Below are 19120 nucleotides of genomic sequence, written 5' to 3' on the forward strand. Positions count from 1 at the left end.
CCGTGACAAATTCCACGGCGCTTACAACCGGACATAGTTCGCGAGTCGGGCGCTCTACGGCCTGTGCTTTTGGGATTGCTTTACTCACAGGTACCAACAGAGGCGTTGGTGCCGGGGAATGTCGGCGTCGCCTCGGGGGAGGCCGTGTCCGAACCGTCCGGCTCCGTCGTGGCGGAACCGTCCGGGCGCACTGTGGCGGTACCGTCCGGATCCCCCTTGTCCGGCCGCTCGCCGTCGTCGTCCGGGCGGTCCACGGGGAGCACCGGGACCGGCAGGTCCTCGCGGATGAGCTTGAAGAGCTGCTGGGCGCCCGGTTCGACGAGTTCGTCGCGGTTCGGGTCCGGCGGGTAGGGGCGCCGGGGCACTGTGAGGAACTGCACCTTCTCGGTGGGGACGCTGCGCAGGCCGCGTACGAGCTCGTAGAGATCGCGCAGGGAGGCGAGGCCGGGATCCGTGGTGACCGACTTGGTGGCCGCGTCCAGCACGGGGTAGAGCCGGGCCGGATTGAGGAGGACGCCGTTGCTCTGCATCTTCTTGGCAAGCGCGGCGAGGAACTGCTGCTGCCGGTGGATGCGTTGGGTGTCGCTGCCGTTGCCGAGCGACTTGCGGGTGCGTACGAAGCCGAGGGCCTGCTCGCCGTCGAGGGTCTGCCTGCCCGCGGGCAGCTTCAGATGGGAGCCGGGATCGTCGATCGGCGCCTTCAGGCAGATCTCGACCCCGTCGACCGCGTCCACCATGTACTTGAAGCCGGTGAAGTCGACGACCATGTGGTGGTCCACGCGGATACCGGTGAGGCGTTCGAGCGTACGGATGGTGCAGGCCGTGCCGCCGAACTGGAACGACCAGTTGAACTGGGCGAATTGCTCCGCGGTACGGGTGCCGTCGGGCTTCCGGCAGCTGGGGATCCGCACCATCAGGTCGCGGGGCACGGACATGGCGGTGGCGCTCTTCCGGTCCGCCGCGAGGTGCAGCAGGATCACCGTGTCGGAACGCTGTGTCCCCTTGTCCTTGCCGTACTCGGCGTTCCCCCGGCCGGTCCGTGAGTCGGAACCGACGAGCAGGATGTTCTGTGCGTCCAGCGCGCCGGGGGAGGGGCGTTCCCTCTCGTAACGGGCCAGTTCCTCGGCGGCGGAGATGTCGCTGGTGATGTTGGCGTTGAGCTTCCGGTAGAGCCACCAGCCCGTGGCCGCGGAGACCAGGACGACCCCTGAGGCGCCGAGCGCAACCCAGCGCATCCAGCGGCGTGGGGGTTCGGGCCCGGCGCGGCCGCCTTCGCCGCCCCCGGTACCGCCGCCACCCTCGCCGCCCCGGTCGCCTGCGCCGTCGGGGGTGCCGTACGGAGGCCGGCCGCTGTGCCTGCCATGCCGGCCCCGGCCGCTCAGGAGCCGGCGGTTCCCGCCGTGCCCGCTTCCGCCGTGCCCGCTCCCGCCGGTCCCGTGCCGGTCCGCCACGCCCTGCCCGGCGTCGCGCTGCCCGTCCTCGTGCCGCCCGGGGCCGCGTCCCGGCTCCTCGTGGCCGGGGGTGGCCGCGCGGTCGTCGGAGGGCGGGCCGGCGCTCTCGGTCACGGCGGTGTCCATCCTTCATGTCGACGGCAGGCTCGTAAGCTCACCGTCGATCATGTACCGGAGTTGAGGTCCGTCCGTGGATGACCCGGCCGTGGCTTACACGGCGGTATGAGTGACCCGCTCGCTTTCGAGTCGCTTGTCCAGATCCCCCTGGGGGAGCCGGTCCAGATTCCGGCACAGCACCACGGACGCCCCCGACACCAGCGGGGCGAACAGCCCGGAGGACAGCCCCTCCCAGGTGTCGTAACCGTGCCCGGAGAGCATCCGGGAACCGGGCCCCAGGTCGAGGTCCGCCGCATCGGTCCGCGCCTGGTCGACCACCTGTGCGGCCGTCAGTTCCCTGCCCGCCACGATCAGCCCTGGCCCCTCCGGGTCCACGGGGGCGAAGGGCGCGAAACGGTCTCCCTGGCCCGGCACCTCGACCGCGTAGTCCAGGAAACCCTGCGGCGGCTGCGGGAAGCGGCCGCCGAGCGGACGCAGCGCGAGCGCCACCCGCTCGCCGCCGCAGGCACGGGCCTCCTCCAGCGTGTCCGGCCCGCTCACCACGAGGCCGGCGTGCGCCGGGTCGCCCTGCACATCCGCGAGCACGCCCACCGAGGAGCACGCCAGCAGCCAGACGGCGGACTGCCAGTGCGCCGGCAGCAGCAGTGCCAGCCGGTCGCCGGGCTCCACGGCGAGATCGCCCTGGAGCAGATTGGCGGTCTTGGCCACCCAATTGGCGAAGGTGGCCACCGACAGTTCGACGCGCTCGCCGGTGGCGTCGTCGTAGAAGGTGATCAGGGGCCGCGACGGGTCCGCGGCGAGCGCGGATCGCAGCAGGTCGGCAGGGGTGCGGTCGCTGGCGTTCACCGGGCAAGGGTACGTGGCGGGCCGCATCGCCCGCAGGGGCTCGCCCGGTACCGGGTCGACCGGTCGGGTGCGGGTGCGTACACCGGATCGGCCGATGGCCCGTCAGATCACCAATGGACAGATTTATCCGACCATGTTCAGGATTCTTGGTATGCGTGCCCTCCGTGCATCCTCGATCGGCGTCGCCTGCACAGCCCTCCTCGTGCTGCCGCTCGCCGCCACCGCGACCGCCACCGCCACCGTTCGTCCCGTCGCGGCCGGTGTGGGCACCGACGCCGCCGCGGCCGGGACCCGTGCCGCCGCGACCGGGGCGAGGATCCCCGGCAGCACCCTGTCCCTGCCGCTCGTCCCGATCGGGGCCGCGGCCGAGCGCGACGCATCCCCGGGAACCGTCCCCGCCCCGGAACGGGGCCTGCCCCCGAGCGAGGTCGGACCCTTCTCCCTGGTCGGCGTCGTCTGGAACGACCCCACTGCCGAACTCCACGGCACCGTCGAGGTCCGCACCCGGCGCGTCGGCTCGGCCACCTGGTCCGGCTGGCAGACCGTCGAGACCCGGAACCACGAGCATGCCGCCGACCCTGGCAGCGCCGAGAGCCGTGCCGGCAAGGCACGCGGCTCCACCTCACCGCTGTGGGTCGGCAGGTCCGACGCCGTCGAGGTGCGGGTGCGCCCCGAGCGGGGCGGTCCCGACCGGGTCGGTCGGATGCCCCTGCCCGAAGGGCTGCGCCTCGACCTGGTCGACCCCGGCGAGCGACCGGAACCGGCCGCCGGGCCGCCCGCGGATACGCCCAAGACGCCCGCGGTGTCTCCTGCGGACGGTCCCAAGACGCCCGCGGTGTCCCCCGGGGACGGGCCCAAGTCATCCCCTGCGGACGAGCCCATGACCCCACTGCTGTCCCCGCAGGAAGCCGCGGCCTCCGCGGTCAACGCCGACCTCGCGCCGCTCGGCGCCGCCGCCATCCCCGCCCTCGGCAAGGCCGAGACCGAGACCGCGCTGATGAACGCATGGGGCCATCCCCGCCCGGACAGCAACCCGCCCGGCAGCGCAGGAGACGACACCCCCGCCACCGGCCCGTACATCGGCCCGCGGCCCGCGATCATCACCCGCAGCGGCTGGGGAGCCGACGAGTCGATCCGCACGGGCGACTTCCTCTACACCGAAACGATCAAGGCGGCCTTCGTCCACCACACCGCGTCGGGCAACGAGTACAGCTGCTCCGAGGCGCCGTCGGTCATCCGCGGTATCTACCGCTACCACGTCCTGAGCAGCGGCTGGCGGGACTTCGGCTACAACTTCGCCGTCGACAAGTGCGGAAAAATCTACGAGGGCCGGGCAGGTGGCGTGGCCAAGCCCGTGATGGGCGCGCACACCCTCGGATTCAACACGAACAGCATGGGCATCGGTGTCATCGGTACGTACGGTTCGACGAGTCCGCCCGGCCCCGCCACCGACGCGATCGCCGCACTCACCGCATGGAAGCTCGGCCTGCACGGAGGCGATCCGGAGGGCAGGACGTCCCTGACGTCAGGCGGCGGCAAGTTCCCGGAAGGCACGAGCGTGAAGTTCAACGTCATCTCCGGGCACCGCGACGCATACGCCACCGAATGCCCCGGGGAGCAGCTCTACGACAAACTCGTGACGACCAGGTCCGCCTCCGCGCGGTTGCAGGGCCGTTGACCGGACTCTCCGGGACAGTCTGCATAAACTGGCCGCCCATCATGCCCGCCCAGCAGGAAGCAGAGACACAGAGTTGACTCACGCGCCTCATTCGCCCGAAGCGATCCTCCTGGTCGGCGGCAAGGGCACACGGCTGCGGCCGCTCACCGTGAACACGCCGAAGCCGATGGTCCCGGCGGCAGGCGTGCCGTTCCTCACCCACCAGTTGGCTCGGGCACGGGCGGCCGGCGTCGAGCACATCGTGCTCGCCACCTCCTACCTCGCGGAGGTCTTCGAGCCGTACTTCGGCGACGGCTCCTCCATGGGCCTGCACATCGAATACGTCACCGAGACCGAGCCGCTCGGCACCGGCGGCGCCATCCGCAACGTCGCCTCCCGGCTGCACTCCGGCCCCGACGACCCCGTCCTCGTCTTCAACGGCGACATCCTGACCGGCCTGGACATCAACGCCCTCGTGGACACCCACGAGAGGAGCGGCGCGGACATCTCGCTGCACCTCACCCGGGTCGAGGACCCGCGTGCCTTCGGACTCGTCCCGACCGACGCCACCGGCCGCGTCACCGCCTTCCTGGAGAAGCCGCAGACGCCCGAGGAGATCGTCACCGACCAGATCAACGCCGGCGCGTACGTCTTCCGCCGCTCCGTGATCGACGGCATCCCGGCCGGCCGGCCGGTCTCCGTCGAACGGGAGACCTTCCCCGACCTGCTCGCCGCCGGAGCGCACCTCCAGGGCATGGTCGACTCGACGTACTGGCTCGACCTCGGCACCCCGCAGGCCTTCGTCCGCGGCTCCGCCGACCTGGTGCTCGGCCGCGCGCCCTCCCCGGCCGTCCCCGGCCGCTGCGGCGACCGGCTCGTCCTGCCGACCGCCCGTGTCGCCGACGACGCCAAACTCACCGGCGGCACCGTCGTCGGCGACCGTGCGGTGATCGGCGAGGGCGCCCGTGTCGAGGGCAGCACCGTCCTGGACGGAGCCGTCGTCGAACCCGGAGCCGTCGTCTCCGACTCCCTGATCGGCGCCGGAGCCCGTATCGGGGCGCGCACGGTCCTCTCGGGCGCGGTGATCGGCGACGGCGCCCAGGTCGGCGCGGACAACGAACTACTCGAAGGCGTCCGTGTGTGGTGTGGGGCGCTCCTCCCGGACGGCGCGATCCGCTTCTCGTCGGACCAGTAGCGCGCTTCCCGTCGGACCAGTGGCCCGGCGAACCCGCCGCGGACCGGACCGGCGGGAGCGTCGCCCGTCCGAGGGGCGGCAGCCGGGCCTGGATTCCGGTGTCGCGGGTGAATGCATCGTGTTCCACCCCGGTGCCTGCCCGGCCCCGTGGGGCTGGCCCTGCTATGAACCGCGCGCCTTCTCGGGCGGAGTCGCCCGGTACGGCTCGCGGCGATGTCCGCCGGCCCGGACCGGTCGGCGCGGACGCTCAGGGTGGGCGGCAGCGCCAGGCCCTGCCTCTGCCGCAGAGGGCCCGGCCGCCGACGGCAGGCCGACGCCGCATACCTCTCCCCGGCACATGTCACACGGCCCCGGCGTCGAGCGCCTGCGGCACCTGCCCCACCGGGCGGTGACCCCGTAGTCTCAGACGCGTGGCAGGACGATTCGCGCCCGGTGCGAACCGGATCACCAGTACCACCGCGCGCGGTGGTCACGTCCCCGTACCCGCGGGCATACCGCGCCAGACGGCCCCGGCCGCCACCGCCCGTACCCGCCGCTGGACCCCGCCGGGCCCCCTCGACCTCGGCCTGGTCCTCGGGCCGCTGCGCCGCGGTCCGGCCGATCCCACGTTCTCCGTCACACCCGACGGTTCCTTCTGGCGCGCCACCCGCACGCCCGAGGGCCCGGCGACCCTCCGGGTGACGGCGCGTACCGGCGACGTCGAGGCCTCGGCCTGGGGGTCCGGTGCGGAGTGGCTGCTCGACCGGCTGCCCGAACTGCTCGGCGCGCTCGACGAACCCGAGGCCTTCGTCCCCCGCCACCGCCTCGTCCACGAGTCGTTGCGCCGCCGCCCCGGTCTGCGCCTGGTCCGCACCGGTCTCGTCATGGAATCCCTGATCCCGTCGATCCTCGAACAGAAGGTGACGACCGACGAGGCGTACCGGGCCTGGCGGCTCCTCGTCCGCGCGTTCGGCGAGCCGGCACCCGGTCCGGCCCCGGACCGTATGGCAGTCATGCCCGACCCCCGCGGTTGGGCCCTCATCCCCTCCTGGGAGTGGCACCGCGCGGGCGTCGACGGCAAACGCTCCTCGACGATCCTCCGTGCCGTCCGCGTCGCGCGCCGCATCGAGGAGGCGGCCGGCATGGAACTCCCCGAGGCCACCGCCCGCCTCCGGCTCGTGCCCGGCATCGGCCCCTGGACCGCCGCCGAGACCCTCCAGCGCTCCAACGGCCATCCCGACGCCGTGACCACGGGAGACCTCCATCTCCCCGGCATCATCGGCCACGCCCTTGCCGGCAACCGCGACGCCGACGACGCCGAGATGCTCGAACTCCTCGCCCCCTACGAGGGACAGCGCCACCGGGCCGCCCGGCTCATCCTGCTGAGCGGCCATGCGCCGAAGCGCCGTGTGCCGAAGATGCCGAAATGGGACATCGCGCAGTTGTGACGGAGCGGCCGGCCTGACGGTCCGCGTCCGGCGTCCCGGGCCCCGCCCCGTGGCGCACCTCGCCCCGAGGCGCACCCCGACGGGTTCACCGCACCGCGATGAACCCGTCCGCATCCCGTGCCGGGCGATCCTTGGGAGCCTCCGCCGGGCGGCCGATCGCGACCGCGCCCATCGGGTCCCAGTTCGCCGGGAGGTCCAGCGCCTCCCGCACCACGTCGCGGCAGAACATCGTCGACGACACCCAGGCGGAGCCGAGCCGTTCGCCGGCCAGCGCGACGAGGAAGTTCTGGACGCCCGCACCCGCCGCGACGACGAACATCTCGCGCTCCGCGGCGCTGCGGCGCGGGTCGGGGTAGTCGTGGGAGCCGTCCATGACCAGGCACGGCACCGCCAGACAGGGCGCGTTGCGCAGGACGTCGCCCCGCTTCACGCGCTTCGCGATCTGCTGCTCCGTCCGCCCGTCGCCGCGCAGGTCGGCGATCCAGGCGTCGCGCATCGCGTCCAGGAGGCGTACGCGGGACTCCCCCGACTCCAGGAGGACGAAGCGCCAGGGGGTGGTGTGGTGCGGGGCGGGGGCCGTCAGGGCGGCGGCGACCGCCCGGCGGACCGCGCCGGGGTCGACGGGGTCGTCGGTGAACGCGCGGACGGTGCGGCGCTGGGTCATCGCCTGGCGGACGGCCTCGGACGTGCCCAGGCGGAACATGTCGTTGGCGGCGTCGCGCACCAGCGCACGGGCACCTTCCGCGCCTTCCGTGTCGTCATCCGTGCCGTCCGCATCGTCGGCGACGACGTGTGGCAGTCCGCGGACGACGGCCACGGGCAGTCCGGCCGCCTTGCCCTTCACCAGATCGCCGGCTGCGGCCAGTTCGTCGGCGGTGGCGACGACGGTCGCGACGAGCGGATTGCCGTACGAGTCGACGCCGCCGCGCAGGTCGTCGAGGACCCGCACCCCCGCGGCGCCGATCGCGACGTCGGTGAGCCCGGCGCGCCAGGGCCGGCCGGAGGTGTCGGTGACGACGACGCCCACGCGGACGCCCAGGGTGTCGCGCAGCCCTTCGCGGATTCGGCGCGCCGACGCGTCGGGGTCCTCGGGCAGCAACAGCACGGTGCCGGGAGGTGTGTTGGAGGCGTCCACGCCGGCCGCGGCCATGATGAGGCCCTGCCGGTTCTGGACGATGCGGAGGGTGCCGCGGCGGGCCACGACCCGTACGGTCTCCGCGTCGATCGCGGCGTCGCGCGAGTCCGCGGCGACGATCCGCCCCTCGGCCTTGCTGACGATCTTCGAGGTGACGACCAGGACGTCACCGTCCACGAGACCCGGTTCGGTCGAGGCGATCAGCTTGGCGATGTCGTCGCCGGGCTGCACCTCGGGCAGCCCGGGGAGCGCCCACACCCGGTACGACGGCGGGGTGCTCACGCCCGTACCTCCTCGGCGAGCGCCAGCGCCGCACGCGCCATCTCCGCCGTGGCGTCCACGTCGGTCATCATCAGGGGCACGGCCTTGCAGCGGATGCCGGCGGCCTCGACCCGCTCCACGGAACCGGCGTCGACGGTGTCGACGAGCCAGCCGTCGAGCAGTCCCGAGCCGTAGTGCTCGGCGACCGCCGCGGCCGTCGACTCCACGCCGACCGCGGCGAGCACCTTGTCGGCCATGCCGCGCACCGGCGCGTCGCCGACGATGGGGGAGAGCCCGATGACCGGCACGCCGGCCTCGGCGATGGCCTCGCGGATGCCGGGGACGGCGAGGATGGTGCCGATGCTGACCACCGGGTTCGACGGCGGGAAGAGCACGACGTCGGCGGAGGCGATGGCCTCCAGCACACCGGGGGCCGGCTTGGCCTGGTCGGCGCCGACGGGCACGACGGCCTTCGCGTCCACGGAGGCGCGCAGCCTCACCCAGTACTCCTGGAAGTGCACGGCCTTCCGCTCGCCGTCCACCTCGATCGCGACGTGCGTCTCGACGCGGTCGTCGGTCATGGGGATCAGCCGGACGCCGGGCTGCCAGCGGTCGCACAGTGCCTCGGTGACCGCGCTGAGCGGATAGCCGGCGCCGAGCATCTGCGTGCGGACGATATGGGTGGCGAAGTCGCGGTCGCCGAGTCCGAACCACTCCGGTCCGACGCCGTACGCGGCGAGTTCCTCCTTGACCCGGAACGACTCGTCGGCGCGCCCCCAGCCCTGCTCCTCGTCGATGCCGCCGCCGAGGGTGTACATCACCGTGTCGAGGTCGGGGCAGACCTTCAGCCCGAACAGATGGATGTCGTCACCGGTGTTGCCGATGACCGTGACGACGGTGTCCTCGGAGTCGCCCACGGCCTGCTTGAGGCCGCGCAGGAAACGGGCGCCCCCGATACCTCCGGCCAGAACCACAATGCGCATGCGGTTCAGTCTGTCAGGCCGCGGGGGCGCGGTGTCACGCGACGGGGACCTCGGCGGCGGCCGGGGCGGAGCAGCGGACGTGCATCGGCATCTCCGTCAGGCCCGGGTAGTAGACGTGCAGGCTGACGGCCGGTTCGAGGGTGTCGTTGACCACCTCGTGCACATAGCCGGGTGCGAAGACCCGCTGCGCTCCGGCGACCAGGGAGCGTGCCCCCCGCTCTCCGCGCTCGGTCAACGTACCTTCCAGCACGGTGAGTACGCCCGAGGAGCGGCCGTGGTCGTGCAGTCCGCTGCCCTGGCCGGGCACCCAGGAGAGCAGCCAGACCTCGTAGCCGGGCCCGGTGCGCAGCCGGTGGTACCAGCGGGTCGTGGCGTCGTACCGGACCAGGTGGGCCCACTGGGTGCGGTCGGCGGCGATGGAGCGGGCGAGGCCGACGAAGTCGGCGACGGTGGCGGGATGCTCCCGCGGGGGCTGGAGGAGGTGCTGGACCTCGAGGATGTCGCCGGCGATCTGGAGGTCGCTGTCGCTGTTCATGGGTGCGGTGGTTCCTCGGCAGGACGGAGTGCTGGGGCGTCGCAGGGGATGCGGGTCGTTTCGCAGAAGAGAAGCTGGAGCGCTACGGCATCAACAGCTGGAACAGCAACAGCGACAACACGCCTGGACAGCACGACGGAACCCACGGGTGTGGGGCGCGGTGGTCACGGCGGTGGCTGACATGGGTCCAAGGAGACCGGTTCCGGGTGCCCGCTGTCAACCCATTGCCCGATTTGGCGGCATTGTTTCACCTCATCCGGTTAATGTGCTCAGAGGAAGGTTTGTGTATTCACGCCCGGGGAGATGTGGCGCAACAACCGCGCCCCCAAACGTGGTTGCTGCGTTGTGGCCGGAATGTGATCCGAGTCGCTTCGAGGGGGTGGGTGCAACAGGATCGGCACCGGTTGCGTCCCCCCTGTCAAGGGAGGGGGTGTGGACGGCCGGCGGTGGTGTCATGTTTTTTGCCGATTTGAACACTTTCCACCTAGCCTTGGTTCCGCAGAGTGAATACCGGGCCCAATAGCAGATCTCGGCTTGACTGGCCCGGAGCACCGAACTTGTAATTTCACTCGTGTCGTTCTGCCGGGTCGACGATCGGCGGCACCACGGGGACGCAAGAAGACAGACGAGGGGCGCACATGACCGAGCTGTTCCAGCAACTGCTGGTCGAGGACGCGGACGAGGAACTCGGCTGGCAGGAGCGCGCATTGTGCGCCCAGACCGATCCCGAGTCCTTCTTCCCCGAAAAGGGCGGTTCCACTCGTGAGGCCAAGAAGGTCTGCCTCGCCTGTGAAGTCCGCTCCGAATGTCTCGAATACGCCCTTGCCAACGACGAACGGTTCGGCATCTGGGGCGGCCTGTCCGAACGTGAACGCCGCCGCCTGAAAAAGGCCGCCGTCTGACCAGCCCCGGTCGGCCCTCGAAAGCACCCGGAACTCCGCACCACACGAACGGTCCGCCGCCTGTGAGCTGTCCACAGGCGGCGGACCGCTGTGTTGTCAGCCGTTAGTGTGGGGCGCTGTCGAGGCACGGCGTCGCAGCCGGTGCACCGGGCCGCGACACCCGTCGCGGCCCTGGCGGCGACACGAAGCACAGCAGCGACACAGCACAGCAGCCACACCAGCACAAAAGTCAGTACAGCAGCCTTCCGGGGGGCGACCCGGGAGCCCGGCCGGAGGGCCCGTACCCCCATGTCCGTGCACACAGCGACAGCCCCGCACTCGGGATCCTCGACACCCGAGTTCCCCCGGCACGTCGTCACCGCCGTCCTCGTCTCGCACGACGGCGCCCGCTGGCTGCCCGACGTGCTCACCGGGCTCCTCGGCCAGGAACGCCCCGTCCAGTACGCCGTCGCCGCCGACACCGGCAGCGCCGACGACTCCGCCAGCCTCGTCTCCCGGGCACTCGGCGACGACCGCGTCCTCCACCTGGCGCGCCGCACCGGTTTCGGCGCCGCCGTCGAAGAGGCCGTCCGCAACGCCCCCCCGCTCACGCCCGACGACCTGCCGTACCTCAAGCGGCCCAGCGGCTGGGACCCGGTGAACCGGACCTGGCACGACGACGCCTACGACCTGCCCGAACTGCCGCACGGCGAACCCGTCCAGTGGCTGTGGCTGCTCCACGACGACAGCGCCCCCGACCCCGGCGCCCTCGCCGAACTGCTGCGCGTCGCCGACAGCGACCCCCACGCCGCCGTCGTCGGCCCCAAGCTCCGCGGCTGGTACGACCGCAAGCAGCTCCTCGAAGTCGGCGTCACCATCGCCAACAGCGGCCGCCGCTGGACCGGACTCGACCGCCGCGAACAGGACCAGGGACAGCACGACCAGGTCCGCACCGTGCTCTCCGTGTCCTCCGCGGGCATGCTCGTCCGCCGCGACGTGTGGGAGGAACTCGGCGGCTTCGACCGCCGCCTGCCCCTGATGCGCGACGACGTCGACCTGTGCTGGCGCGCCCACGCCGCCGGACACCGCGTCCTCGTCGCCCCCGACGCCGTGCTCCGGCACGCCGAGGCCGCCGCCCGCGAACGCCGCACCGTCGACTGCGCCGGACGGTCCGCCCGCCCGTCGCCCGACCGCCACCCCTCATCGACCCGCTTCGCGCGGCGCGGTGCCAGCCCGCACCGTGTCGACAAGGCCGGGGCCGTCTTCACCCTCCTCGCCAACGCGCGCGGCGCCGCTCTCCCGTTCGTCCTGCTCCGGCTCGTCCTCGGGACGGTCCTGCGCACCCTCGCCTACCTCGTCGGCAAGGCCCCGGGTCAGGCCGTCGACGAGATCACCGGACTCCTCGGCACCCTGCTCCGGCCCGAACGCATCCTCGCCGCCCGCCGCGCACGCGGCAGAGCCGCCGTCCCGCCCGGCGAGCTGCGCCACCTCTTCCCGCCGCCCGGGGCCACCGTCCGCGCCACCGTCGAACAGCTCGTCTCCGGCATCGGAGGCGCCACCGCCGACTCCGGTGGCTCACGCCACGGCGCGGTGGAATCCGGTCCCGGCGACGAGGACGCCGACTTCCTGGAGATCGAACAGTTCGCCAGGCTCAAGCGGATCGCCCGCCGGCCCGCCCCCGTCCTCTTCGCGCTGCTCCTCCTCGTCTCCCTCGTCGCCTGCCGGGGACTCCTCGGCGCCGGCTCCCTCTCCGGCGGCGCGCTGCTGCCCGTACCCGACGACGTGTCCGGCCTCTGGGGACGGTACGCCGACGGCTGGCACCCCGTCGGTACCGGCGGCACCCAGAGCGCACCGCCCTACCTCGCCGTCCTCGCCGCGCTCTCCGCGCTCTTCCTCGGCTCCACCGGCTTCGCCGTCACCGTGCTGCTCGTCTGCTCGGTGCCGCTCGCCGGACTCACCGCGTACTTCGCCTCCCGGCCCCTCGTCGAATCCCGGCTGCTGCGCGCCTGGGCGGCCGTCGCCTACGCGTTCCTGCCCGCCGCCACCGGCGCCCTCGCCACCGGCCGGCTCGGCACGGCCGTCCTCGCCGTCCTGCTCCCGCTCATCGCCCGCGCCGCGGTCGCCGCCGCCGGCTTCCAGCACGGCGCCCGCGGGAGCTGGCGGGCCACCTGGGCCTACACCTTCCTGCTGACCGCCGCGATGGCCTTCACCCCCGTCGTATGGCCGCTCGCCGTCCTCCTCGGCATCGCGCTCCTGGCCGTCCGGCGCGACGACATCACCGCGTACGCACCCCGGTTCCTCGTCACCGTCGGCACCCCCGTCCTGGTCCTCGCCCCCTGGTCGCTGAGCCTGCTCCGCGACCCCGCCCGCCTGTTCCACGAGGCCGGACTGGCCTACGCGACCGGCCCGGCGTCCGCACTCGACCTGCTGGGCATCAGCCCCGGCGGCCCCAGGACCACCGGCGGCCTGCTGCTCATCGGCCTGGTGCTCGCCGCCCTCGCCGCACTGCTCCGTGCCGAGCGGCAGCTCGCGATCCGCACCGCGTGGGCCACCGCCGTCACCGCCCTGGTCCTCGCCGTGGTCACCAACGGCACCGACGGCGGCTGGGCCGGTCCCACCACCCTCGTCTACGGCCTCGCCCTGCTCGCCGCCGCCGTGCTCGGCGCGGACGGCGCCCACGCACGCGTGGCGGCACACGGTTTCGGCTGGCGCCAGCCCGTCGCCGTGCTTGTGGCGCTCGCCGCCGCCGTCGGCCCGCTGATCGCCGTCGTCGGCTGGACGGTCGGCGGCGCCGCGGGCCCCCTGGAGCGCCGTGACCCGGTGCAGGTGCCCGCGTTCGTCGCCGAGGAGAGCAGCAGCAGCGACCAGGCCCGCACCCTGGTCCTCGGCGGCAGCTCGCCCGCCGAGATCTCCTACATGCTCGTCCGCGGCTCCGGTGCCCGGCTCGGCGACGCCGAACTCGCGGAGGCCGGCGGCGCGGACCCGCAGCTCGAGAAGGTCGTGGCCCGCCTCGTCGCCGGATCGGGCGCCGACCAGTCGCGCCAGCTCAGCGGCTTCGCGATCCGCTACGTCCTGGTGCGGGACGACGCACCCCGCCAGACCAGCCGCGTCCTCGACGCCACGCCCGGCCTCATCCGGCTCAGCCAGCTCGACGGCAGCGCCCTGTGGAGCGTCGACCAGCCCGTCGCCCGCGCCACCATCGTGCCCGCCGGGGCCGGTGGCGGTGCTGCCGAGCCCAAGGCGGTCGCCGCCGACCCCGTCGAGATCCACACGAAGATCCCCTCGGGCGACGGCGGCCGGGTCCTGCGCATCGCCGACAGGGCCGCCCCCGGCTGGACGGCCACCCTCGACGGCAGGCAGCTGAAGAGGATCACCGTCGACGGCTGGGCCCAGGGCTTCGAACTGCCCGCCGCCGGAGGCCGGCTCGACGTCGTCTACGAGGCGCCGTTCACCCATCGTGCCCGGGTGTGGACACAGGTCGCCCTCGTCGTCGTCCTCCTCGTGCTGGCCCTCCCGGGCCGCCGCCGGCAGATCGACGACGACCTGCCGGACGACACACCCGAAACCGTGGCCGTCCCCGCCCAGCCCGCCGACGGCGAGGGCCGCAGGGCGCGCCGACTCCGCGCGGCAGCCGAGGCCGATCAGAGCGCGGACCCCGCCGAGGAGACCGGAGCGGCCGCCGACGTGACGGCCGACCGGGGGACCGGCACCCCGTACGTACCGCAGCAGCCGTCCCACGCCGCATGGGACGACATCGGCGAACACCCGTCCCAGGACACCGTCCACACCGCCCACCAGGACCCCTATCAGGGGACGTACGCAGGTGGGGCGCATACCGGCGACCCGTATGCCGGCACCTACGGGGGCGACCAGTACGCGCACCACGGCGATGGCTCGTACCAGTCGGCCGACCCGTACGGGACGGCCGTCCACCAGCAGGACGATCCGTACCGGACCGCGCAGTTCACGCACGAGCAGTACCCACAGGGCGGCTACCAGCAGCCGGGATACGAGCAGCCCGGATACGAGCAGCCCGGGTACGAACAGTCCGGATACGAGCAATCCGGGTACGGACAGACCCAGTACCAGCAGGGCGACCACGCGCAGGCCCCCTACGGGCAGGGCACCGCCTACGACGCCTACGACCCCTACGGGTACGGACAGCAGCCCGCCACGGACGGCCGCTCCGACGGCCACGAGAGCGGGCAGCGCCCCGACGGGAGCAACCGATGAACCGCACCGCACTCTCCCTGGTCGCGGCCGTCGGCGCGCTCGCCGCCGTCACGGGCCTCGCCGCGATCGTCACGCCCGACGGCGGGAAGCCGGCCGGAGCCAGGGCGGCGGCGCTGCTGCCCGTCGAGCGGTCGAGCCTGCTGTGCCCCGCGCCGAGCAGCTCCGAGGTCGCCGAGACCACATACACCTCGTTCACCCCCGCCGGAGCCCGCGGCAAGGGGGCCGGAACCGCCGAACTCGTGCCGTCCGCCGCCCTCACGACCAAGGACGACGACACCGGGAAGGACGACAAGGACGGGAAGGACGACGGCTCGAAGGACTCCGGCAAGGCGGACGCGGAGAAGGACGGGCAGGGCGGCAGGACAGGTGCGGCGGGCGCAAAGCCCCCGGCCGAGGCGAAACCCGTGCTGACCCTCAAGGAACCCGGAAAGCCGGCCGCAGCCGAGGCATCCGGCAGCACCGCCCCCGCTCTCGTCGGATCCGCCGACGGCCCGCTCGCCCCCGGCTGGACGGTCCAGCAGACCACGTCGCTCACCGTCGGCGGCTCCCGCGGTCTGCTCGGCCTCGGATGCACCGTCCCCGACACCGACTTCTGGTTCCCCGGCGTGGGCACCGCAGCCGAACGGCAGGACTACGTCCACCTCACCAACCCCGATGACACCGCCGCCGTGGCCGACATCGAGCTCTACGGCCCCCAGGGCAAGGTGAAGACGGAGGCCGGCGAGGAGATCACGGTCCCGGCCCGGTCGAGCGTTCCCGTCCTGCTCAGCACCCTCACCTCCGAAGCCGTCCCCGACCTCACCGCACACGTCACCACCCGCAACGGGCGGGTCGGCGCGGTCGTCCAGGTCGCCGACGCCAAGACGGGCAGCGACTGGCTGACCGCGTCCGCCGATCCCGCCGGGACGCTCGTCCTGCCGGGCATCCCGGCCGACGCCACCTCGGTGCGCCTCATCGCCCACGTCCCCGGACAGGACGACGCCGACCTCAGGATCGGACTGGCCGGCCCGACCGGCACCATCACGCCCGCCGGTAACGAATCCCTGCACGTCAAGGCGGGCATGACGGCGGTCGCCGACCTCAAGGACCTCACCAAGGGCGAGGCCGGTTCGCTCGTCCTCAAGCCTTCCGGGAACCAGCGGCCCACACCGGTCGTCGCGGCGCTGCGCGTGGTACGCGGCAAGGGCGACAAACAGGAGATCGCCTACATCCCGGCCACCGGCCCGGTCGGCTCCCGCGCGACGGCCGCCGACAACCGTGCCAAGGGCTCCACGCTCGCCCTGTACGCGGCGGAAGCGGCGAAGGTGAAGGTCACCGCCTCGGCGGGCACCGAGGGCGGCGAGCCGACCGTCAAGACCTACACGGTCAAGGCCGGCACGACGCTGGCGGTTCAGCCGCCGGTTCCCGCAGGTCTCAAGGGTTCGTACGCGCTGACCGTCGCCACCGAGTCGGGCGGACCGGTCCACGCGGCACGCGTGCTGGAGATCCCCGAGGACGGCGTCCCGATGTTCACGATCCAGACGATGCCGGACGACCGGGGCACGGTCGCGGTCCCGAAGGCCGTCCAGGACCTGTCCGTGCTCGACGACTGACAGGGCGGCGGACGTCCACGCGCGGGACGTCCCGCCGGGAGGGTGGTCGCAGCCCGTGCCGGCGGCGGCTCGAAGCCGGGCTCGAAGCCGACGTCAGGACCGGGCCGGGCGCACCGGATGGGCGAGGTCCGGTCCGTACCCGCTCAGTCCTGTCCGTACCGGGGATCGACGGACTCGGGCGCCAGGCCGAGCAGTTCCGCGACCTGTTCCACGACGACCTCGTGGACGAGCAGGGCCCGCTCCTCGCGGTTCTTCGTCCGGATCTCGACGGGCCGCCGGTAGACGAAGATCCGGGCCGGCCGGTCCTTCTCCGCGCTCACCGCCCGGCCCAGCGGTACCGGCTCGTCGACCCACGCATCCGGGCCGCCGCTCCCGTCACCCATCCGCGGCACGTCCAGCACCAGGAAGTCGACGTCGGCGAGTTGCGGCCAGCGGCGCTCCAGCCGCTCCACGGAGTCCTGCACGAGATCGCGGAAGGACTCGGCCCTGCTGGCCGAGAGGGGGACCTGGGGCGGGGCGACGGGGCCCCGCATCCCGCGTCCGTGGCGGTCTCTGCGCCGCGGCCGCGGCTCTGCGGGTAGGGGCGGTACCGGACTGTCCATCACTCACGCAGGGTAGCCCTCCTCCGGTCCTGTTGCTGCGATGTCGCAGGGTGAGCATTTCGGACACTCTTGGGCTCGATTACCGGCCCATCCGTGACCGCGGATTTCATGGCGGATGACGGAAAGAAACCCGCGAGCTGACCGGGTCGACACCTGCCCCGCCCCGTTCACCGGCGCCTTACCCGCAGGTCAGAAAGGTCCTTCAGGATGGGCTCGTGGCGGAGGTCACAGTGCGACACGGGGGAGTGACGTGGTGGAGAGTCGTCGCGGCCCGGTCAAGAGTGCGGTACCGTCCAACGTCGTGAGCCTTGTACGTCGCTGTTCGCGCACCGCATGCGGACGTCCCGCCGTCGCGACCCTGACGTACGTCTATGCGGACTCGACCGCGGTCCTCGGACCGCTCGCCACCTACGCCGAGCCGCACTGCTATGACCTGTGCGCCGAGCACAGCGAGCGGCTCACCGCACCGCGCGGCTGGGAGGTCGTCCGCCTCTCCGACGGCTCCGGCCCGACCCGCCCCAGCGGTGACGACCTGGAAGCGCTTGCCAACGCCGTACGCGAAGCGGCCCGGCCGCACGACCGCGCCGCGGAGGCCGGTGGCGGCAACAACGCCCGTACGGCCGATCCGCGTGAGGTCGCCCGCCGAGGTCATCTGCGAGTTCTGCGCTCTCCCGAGTAGTTTGTGAGGAGACCTAAGAGGACTCCAGGGAGGGTTTGGCCGTGGCTGCTGCCGATCTGTCGCAGATCGTGAAGGCGTACGACGTGCGCGGGGTGGTGCCGGACCAGTGGGACGAGAGCCTCGCGGAGCTGTTCGGCGCCGCGTTCGTCCAGGTGACCGGTGCCGGCGCGATCGTGGTCGGCCATGACATGCGACCCTCCTCGCCGGGCCTGTCCAACGCCTTCGCCCGAGGTGCCGCGGCACAGGGCGCGGACGTCACCCTGATCGGGCTCTGCTCCACCGACCAGCTGTACTTCGCCTCGGGCAGCATGGGTCTGCCCGGTGCGATGTTCACCGCCTCGCACAACCCCGCCCAGTACAACGGCATCAAGATGTGCCGTGCGGGCGCCGCCCCCGTGGGCCAGGACACCGGCCTCTCCGAGATCCGCGCCCTGGTCGAGCGCTGGCTGGACTCCGGCGCACCCGCCGCCGCCGAGCGCTCCGGGACCATCGGCGAACGAGACGTCCTGGTCGAGTACGCCGCCCACCTGCGCAGCCTCGTGGACCTCACGGACATCCGCCCCCTCAAGGTCGTCGTCGACGCCGGCAACGGGATGGGCGGCCACACCGTGCCCACCGTGTTCGAGGGCCTGCCCATCGACCTCGTACCGATGTACTTCGAACTCGACGGCACCTTCCCCAACCACGAGGCCAACCCCCTCGACCCGAGGAACATCGTCGACCTCCAGGCCAAGGTCCGTGGGACCGGCGCCGACATCGGCCTCGCCTTCGACGGCGACGCCGACCGCTGCTTCGTCGTCGACGAGCGCGGCGAAGGCGTCCCGCCGTCCGCCATCACGGCCCTCGTCGCCGCACGGGAACTCGCCAAGCACTCCGGCGGCACGGTCATCCACAACCTCATCACCTCGTGGTCCGTGCCCGAGGTCGTCCGCGAGAACGGCGGCACGCCCGTCCGTACCCGCGTCGGCCACTCCTTCATCAAGGAGGAGATGGCCCGCACCGGCGCGATCTTCGGCGGTGAGCACTCCGCGCACTACTACTTCCGCGACTTCTGGAACGCCGACACCGGCATGCTCGCCGCGCTCCACGTCCTCGCCGCCCTCGGCGGCCAGGACGGGCCGCTGTCCCAGCTCGTCGCCCAGTACGACCGGTACGCGTCCTCCGGCGAGATCAACTCCACGGTGGACGACCAGAGTGCCCGCCTCGACGCCGTCCGCCAGGCCTTCGCAGGACGCGACGGCGTCACCATCGACGAGCTCGACGGGCTGACCGTCACCACCGACGACTGGTGGTTCAACGTCCGCCCCTCCAACACCGAGCCTCTCCTCCGCCTCAATGCGGAGGCCCGCGACGAGGCGACCATGGCCAAGATCCGCGACGAGGCGCTCGCCCTCATCCGCGGCTGACCCCGGTGATCCGCCGGGGGTTCGTACCGGGGTCCGCTCGGGGGTTCGTCTCGGGGTCCGCTCGGGGATCTGCGCGCACCCCGCGGATCACCACTGCGGATCAAGGTTGTGCACGGTTGC

14 protein-coding genes are annotated in these 19120 nt (G+C 72.6%); 8 read left to right on the forward strand and 6 right to left on the reverse strand.

Annotation, left to right across the window (positions count from 1 at the left end):
- Nucleotides 1-80: 80 nt before the first annotated feature.
- Nucleotides 81-1565: an LCP family protein gene (locus ACZ4Z5_RS16135; protein WP_468262555.1), complete on the reverse strand. Its 1485-nt coding sequence runs from the start codon at nucleotides 1563-1565 to the stop codon at nucleotides 81-83.
- A 96-nt stretch (nucleotides 1566-1661) separates the two neighbouring features.
- Nucleotides 1662-2414, reverse strand: a complete 753-nt coding sequence (locus ACZ4Z5_RS16140) for a TIGR03089 family protein (RefSeq protein WP_468262558.1) — start codon at nucleotides 2412-2414, stop codon at nucleotides 1662-1664.
- Between the two features lie 151 nt (nucleotides 2415-2565).
- Here ACZ4Z5_RS16140 and ACZ4Z5_RS16145 point away from each other — a divergent pair, with 151 nt between their 5' ends.
- The 3 genes from ACZ4Z5_RS16145 (at nucleotide 2566) to ACZ4Z5_RS16155 (ending at nucleotide 6693) form a co-directional block, all read left to right on the forward strand.
- Entirely contained in the window at nucleotides 2566-4092 is a 1527-nt protein-coding gene (locus tag ACZ4Z5_RS16145) for a peptidoglycan recognition protein family protein (protein ID WP_468262561.1), read from the forward strand.
- Nucleotides 4093-4165: 73 nt separating this feature from the next.
- On the forward strand, nucleotides 4166-5266 hold the full coding sequence (gene manB / locus ACZ4Z5_RS16150; protein ID WP_468262564.1) for a mannose-1-phosphate guanylyltransferase: 1101 nt from the start codon (nucleotides 4166-4168) through the stop codon (nucleotides 5264-5266).
- A 410-nt stretch (nucleotides 5267-5676) separates the two neighbouring features.
- Nucleotides 5677-6693, forward strand: a complete 1017-nt coding sequence (locus ACZ4Z5_RS16155) for a DNA-3-methyladenine glycosylase family protein (RefSeq protein ID WP_468262566.1) — start codon at nucleotides 5677-5679, stop codon at nucleotides 6691-6693.
- 85 nt (nucleotides 6694-6778) lie between these two features.
- On the opposite strand, the gene ACZ4Z5_RS16160 is transcribed toward ACZ4Z5_RS16155, so the two are convergent.
- From ACZ4Z5_RS16160 to ACZ4Z5_RS16170, 3 genes are read right to left on the reverse strand one after another with little or no spacing between them, the layout of a single operon-like run.
- Nucleotides 6779-8110 carry a coenzyme F420-0:L-glutamate ligase gene (locus tag ACZ4Z5_RS16160; RefSeq protein WP_468262569.1) on the reverse strand — a complete coding sequence of 444 codons (1332 nt, stop codon included), beginning with the start codon at nucleotides 8108-8110 and terminating at the stop codon, nucleotides 6779-6781.
- Nucleotides 8107-9072: a 2-phospho-L-lactate transferase gene (gene cofD / locus ACZ4Z5_RS16165; protein WP_468262572.1), complete on the reverse strand. Its 966-nt coding sequence runs from the start codon at nucleotides 9070-9072 to the stop codon at nucleotides 8107-8109. The genes ACZ4Z5_RS16160 and cofD overlap by 4 nt, the downstream gene beginning before the upstream one ends.
- A gap of 34 nt (nucleotides 9073-9106) precedes the next feature.
- The gene (locus tag ACZ4Z5_RS16170) at nucleotides 9107-9607 is read right to left on the reverse strand and encodes a cysteine dioxygenase (protein WP_468262575.1); all 501 of its coding nucleotides are present in this window, start codon (nucleotides 9605-9607) and stop codon (nucleotides 9107-9109) included.
- A gap of 638 nt (nucleotides 9608-10245) precedes the next feature.
- Between ACZ4Z5_RS16170 and ACZ4Z5_RS16175 the strand changes: the two genes are divergently transcribed.
- From ACZ4Z5_RS16175 to ACZ4Z5_RS16185, 3 genes are all read left to right on the forward strand, one after another.
- On the forward strand, nucleotides 10246-10509 hold the full coding sequence (locus tag ACZ4Z5_RS16175) for a WhiB family transcriptional regulator (RefSeq protein ID WP_017945871.1): 264 nt from the start codon (nucleotides 10246-10248) through the stop codon (nucleotides 10507-10509).
- A gap of 288 nt (nucleotides 10510-10797) precedes the next feature.
- Nucleotides 10798-14721: a glycosyltransferase family 2 protein gene (locus ACZ4Z5_RS16180; RefSeq protein WP_468262578.1), complete on the forward strand. Its 3924-nt coding sequence runs from the start codon at nucleotides 10798-10800 to the stop codon at nucleotides 14719-14721.
- Entirely contained in the window at nucleotides 14718-16313 is a 1596-nt protein-coding gene (locus ACZ4Z5_RS16185; RefSeq protein ID WP_468262581.1) for a DUF5719 family protein, read from the forward strand. Before ACZ4Z5_RS16180 ends, ACZ4Z5_RS16185 begins: the two co-directional genes overlap by 4 nt.
- A gap of 143 nt (nucleotides 16314-16456) precedes the next feature.
- On the opposite strand, the gene ACZ4Z5_RS16190 is transcribed toward ACZ4Z5_RS16185, so the two are convergent.
- Complete coding sequence (locus ACZ4Z5_RS16190) at nucleotides 16457-16915, reverse strand: metallopeptidase family protein (protein WP_468262584.1); 459 nt, start codon at nucleotides 16913-16915, stop codon at nucleotides 16457-16459.
- Between the two features lie 253 nt (nucleotides 16916-17168).
- Between ACZ4Z5_RS16190 and ACZ4Z5_RS16195 the strand changes: the two genes are divergently transcribed.
- Nucleotides 17169-17594, forward strand: a complete 426-nt coding sequence (locus ACZ4Z5_RS16195; protein ID WP_468262587.1) for a DUF3499 domain-containing protein — start codon at nucleotides 17169-17171, stop codon at nucleotides 17592-17594.
- 41 nt (nucleotides 17595-17635) lie between these two features.
- Nucleotides 17636-19000, forward strand: a complete 1365-nt coding sequence (locus ACZ4Z5_RS16200; RefSeq protein WP_468262590.1) for a phosphomannomutase/phosphoglucomutase — start codon at nucleotides 17636-17638, stop codon at nucleotides 18998-19000.
- Nucleotides 19001-19120: the final 120 nt, after the last annotated feature.

It is taken from the genome of Streptomyces sp. NPDC030222 (assembly GCF_055573115.1).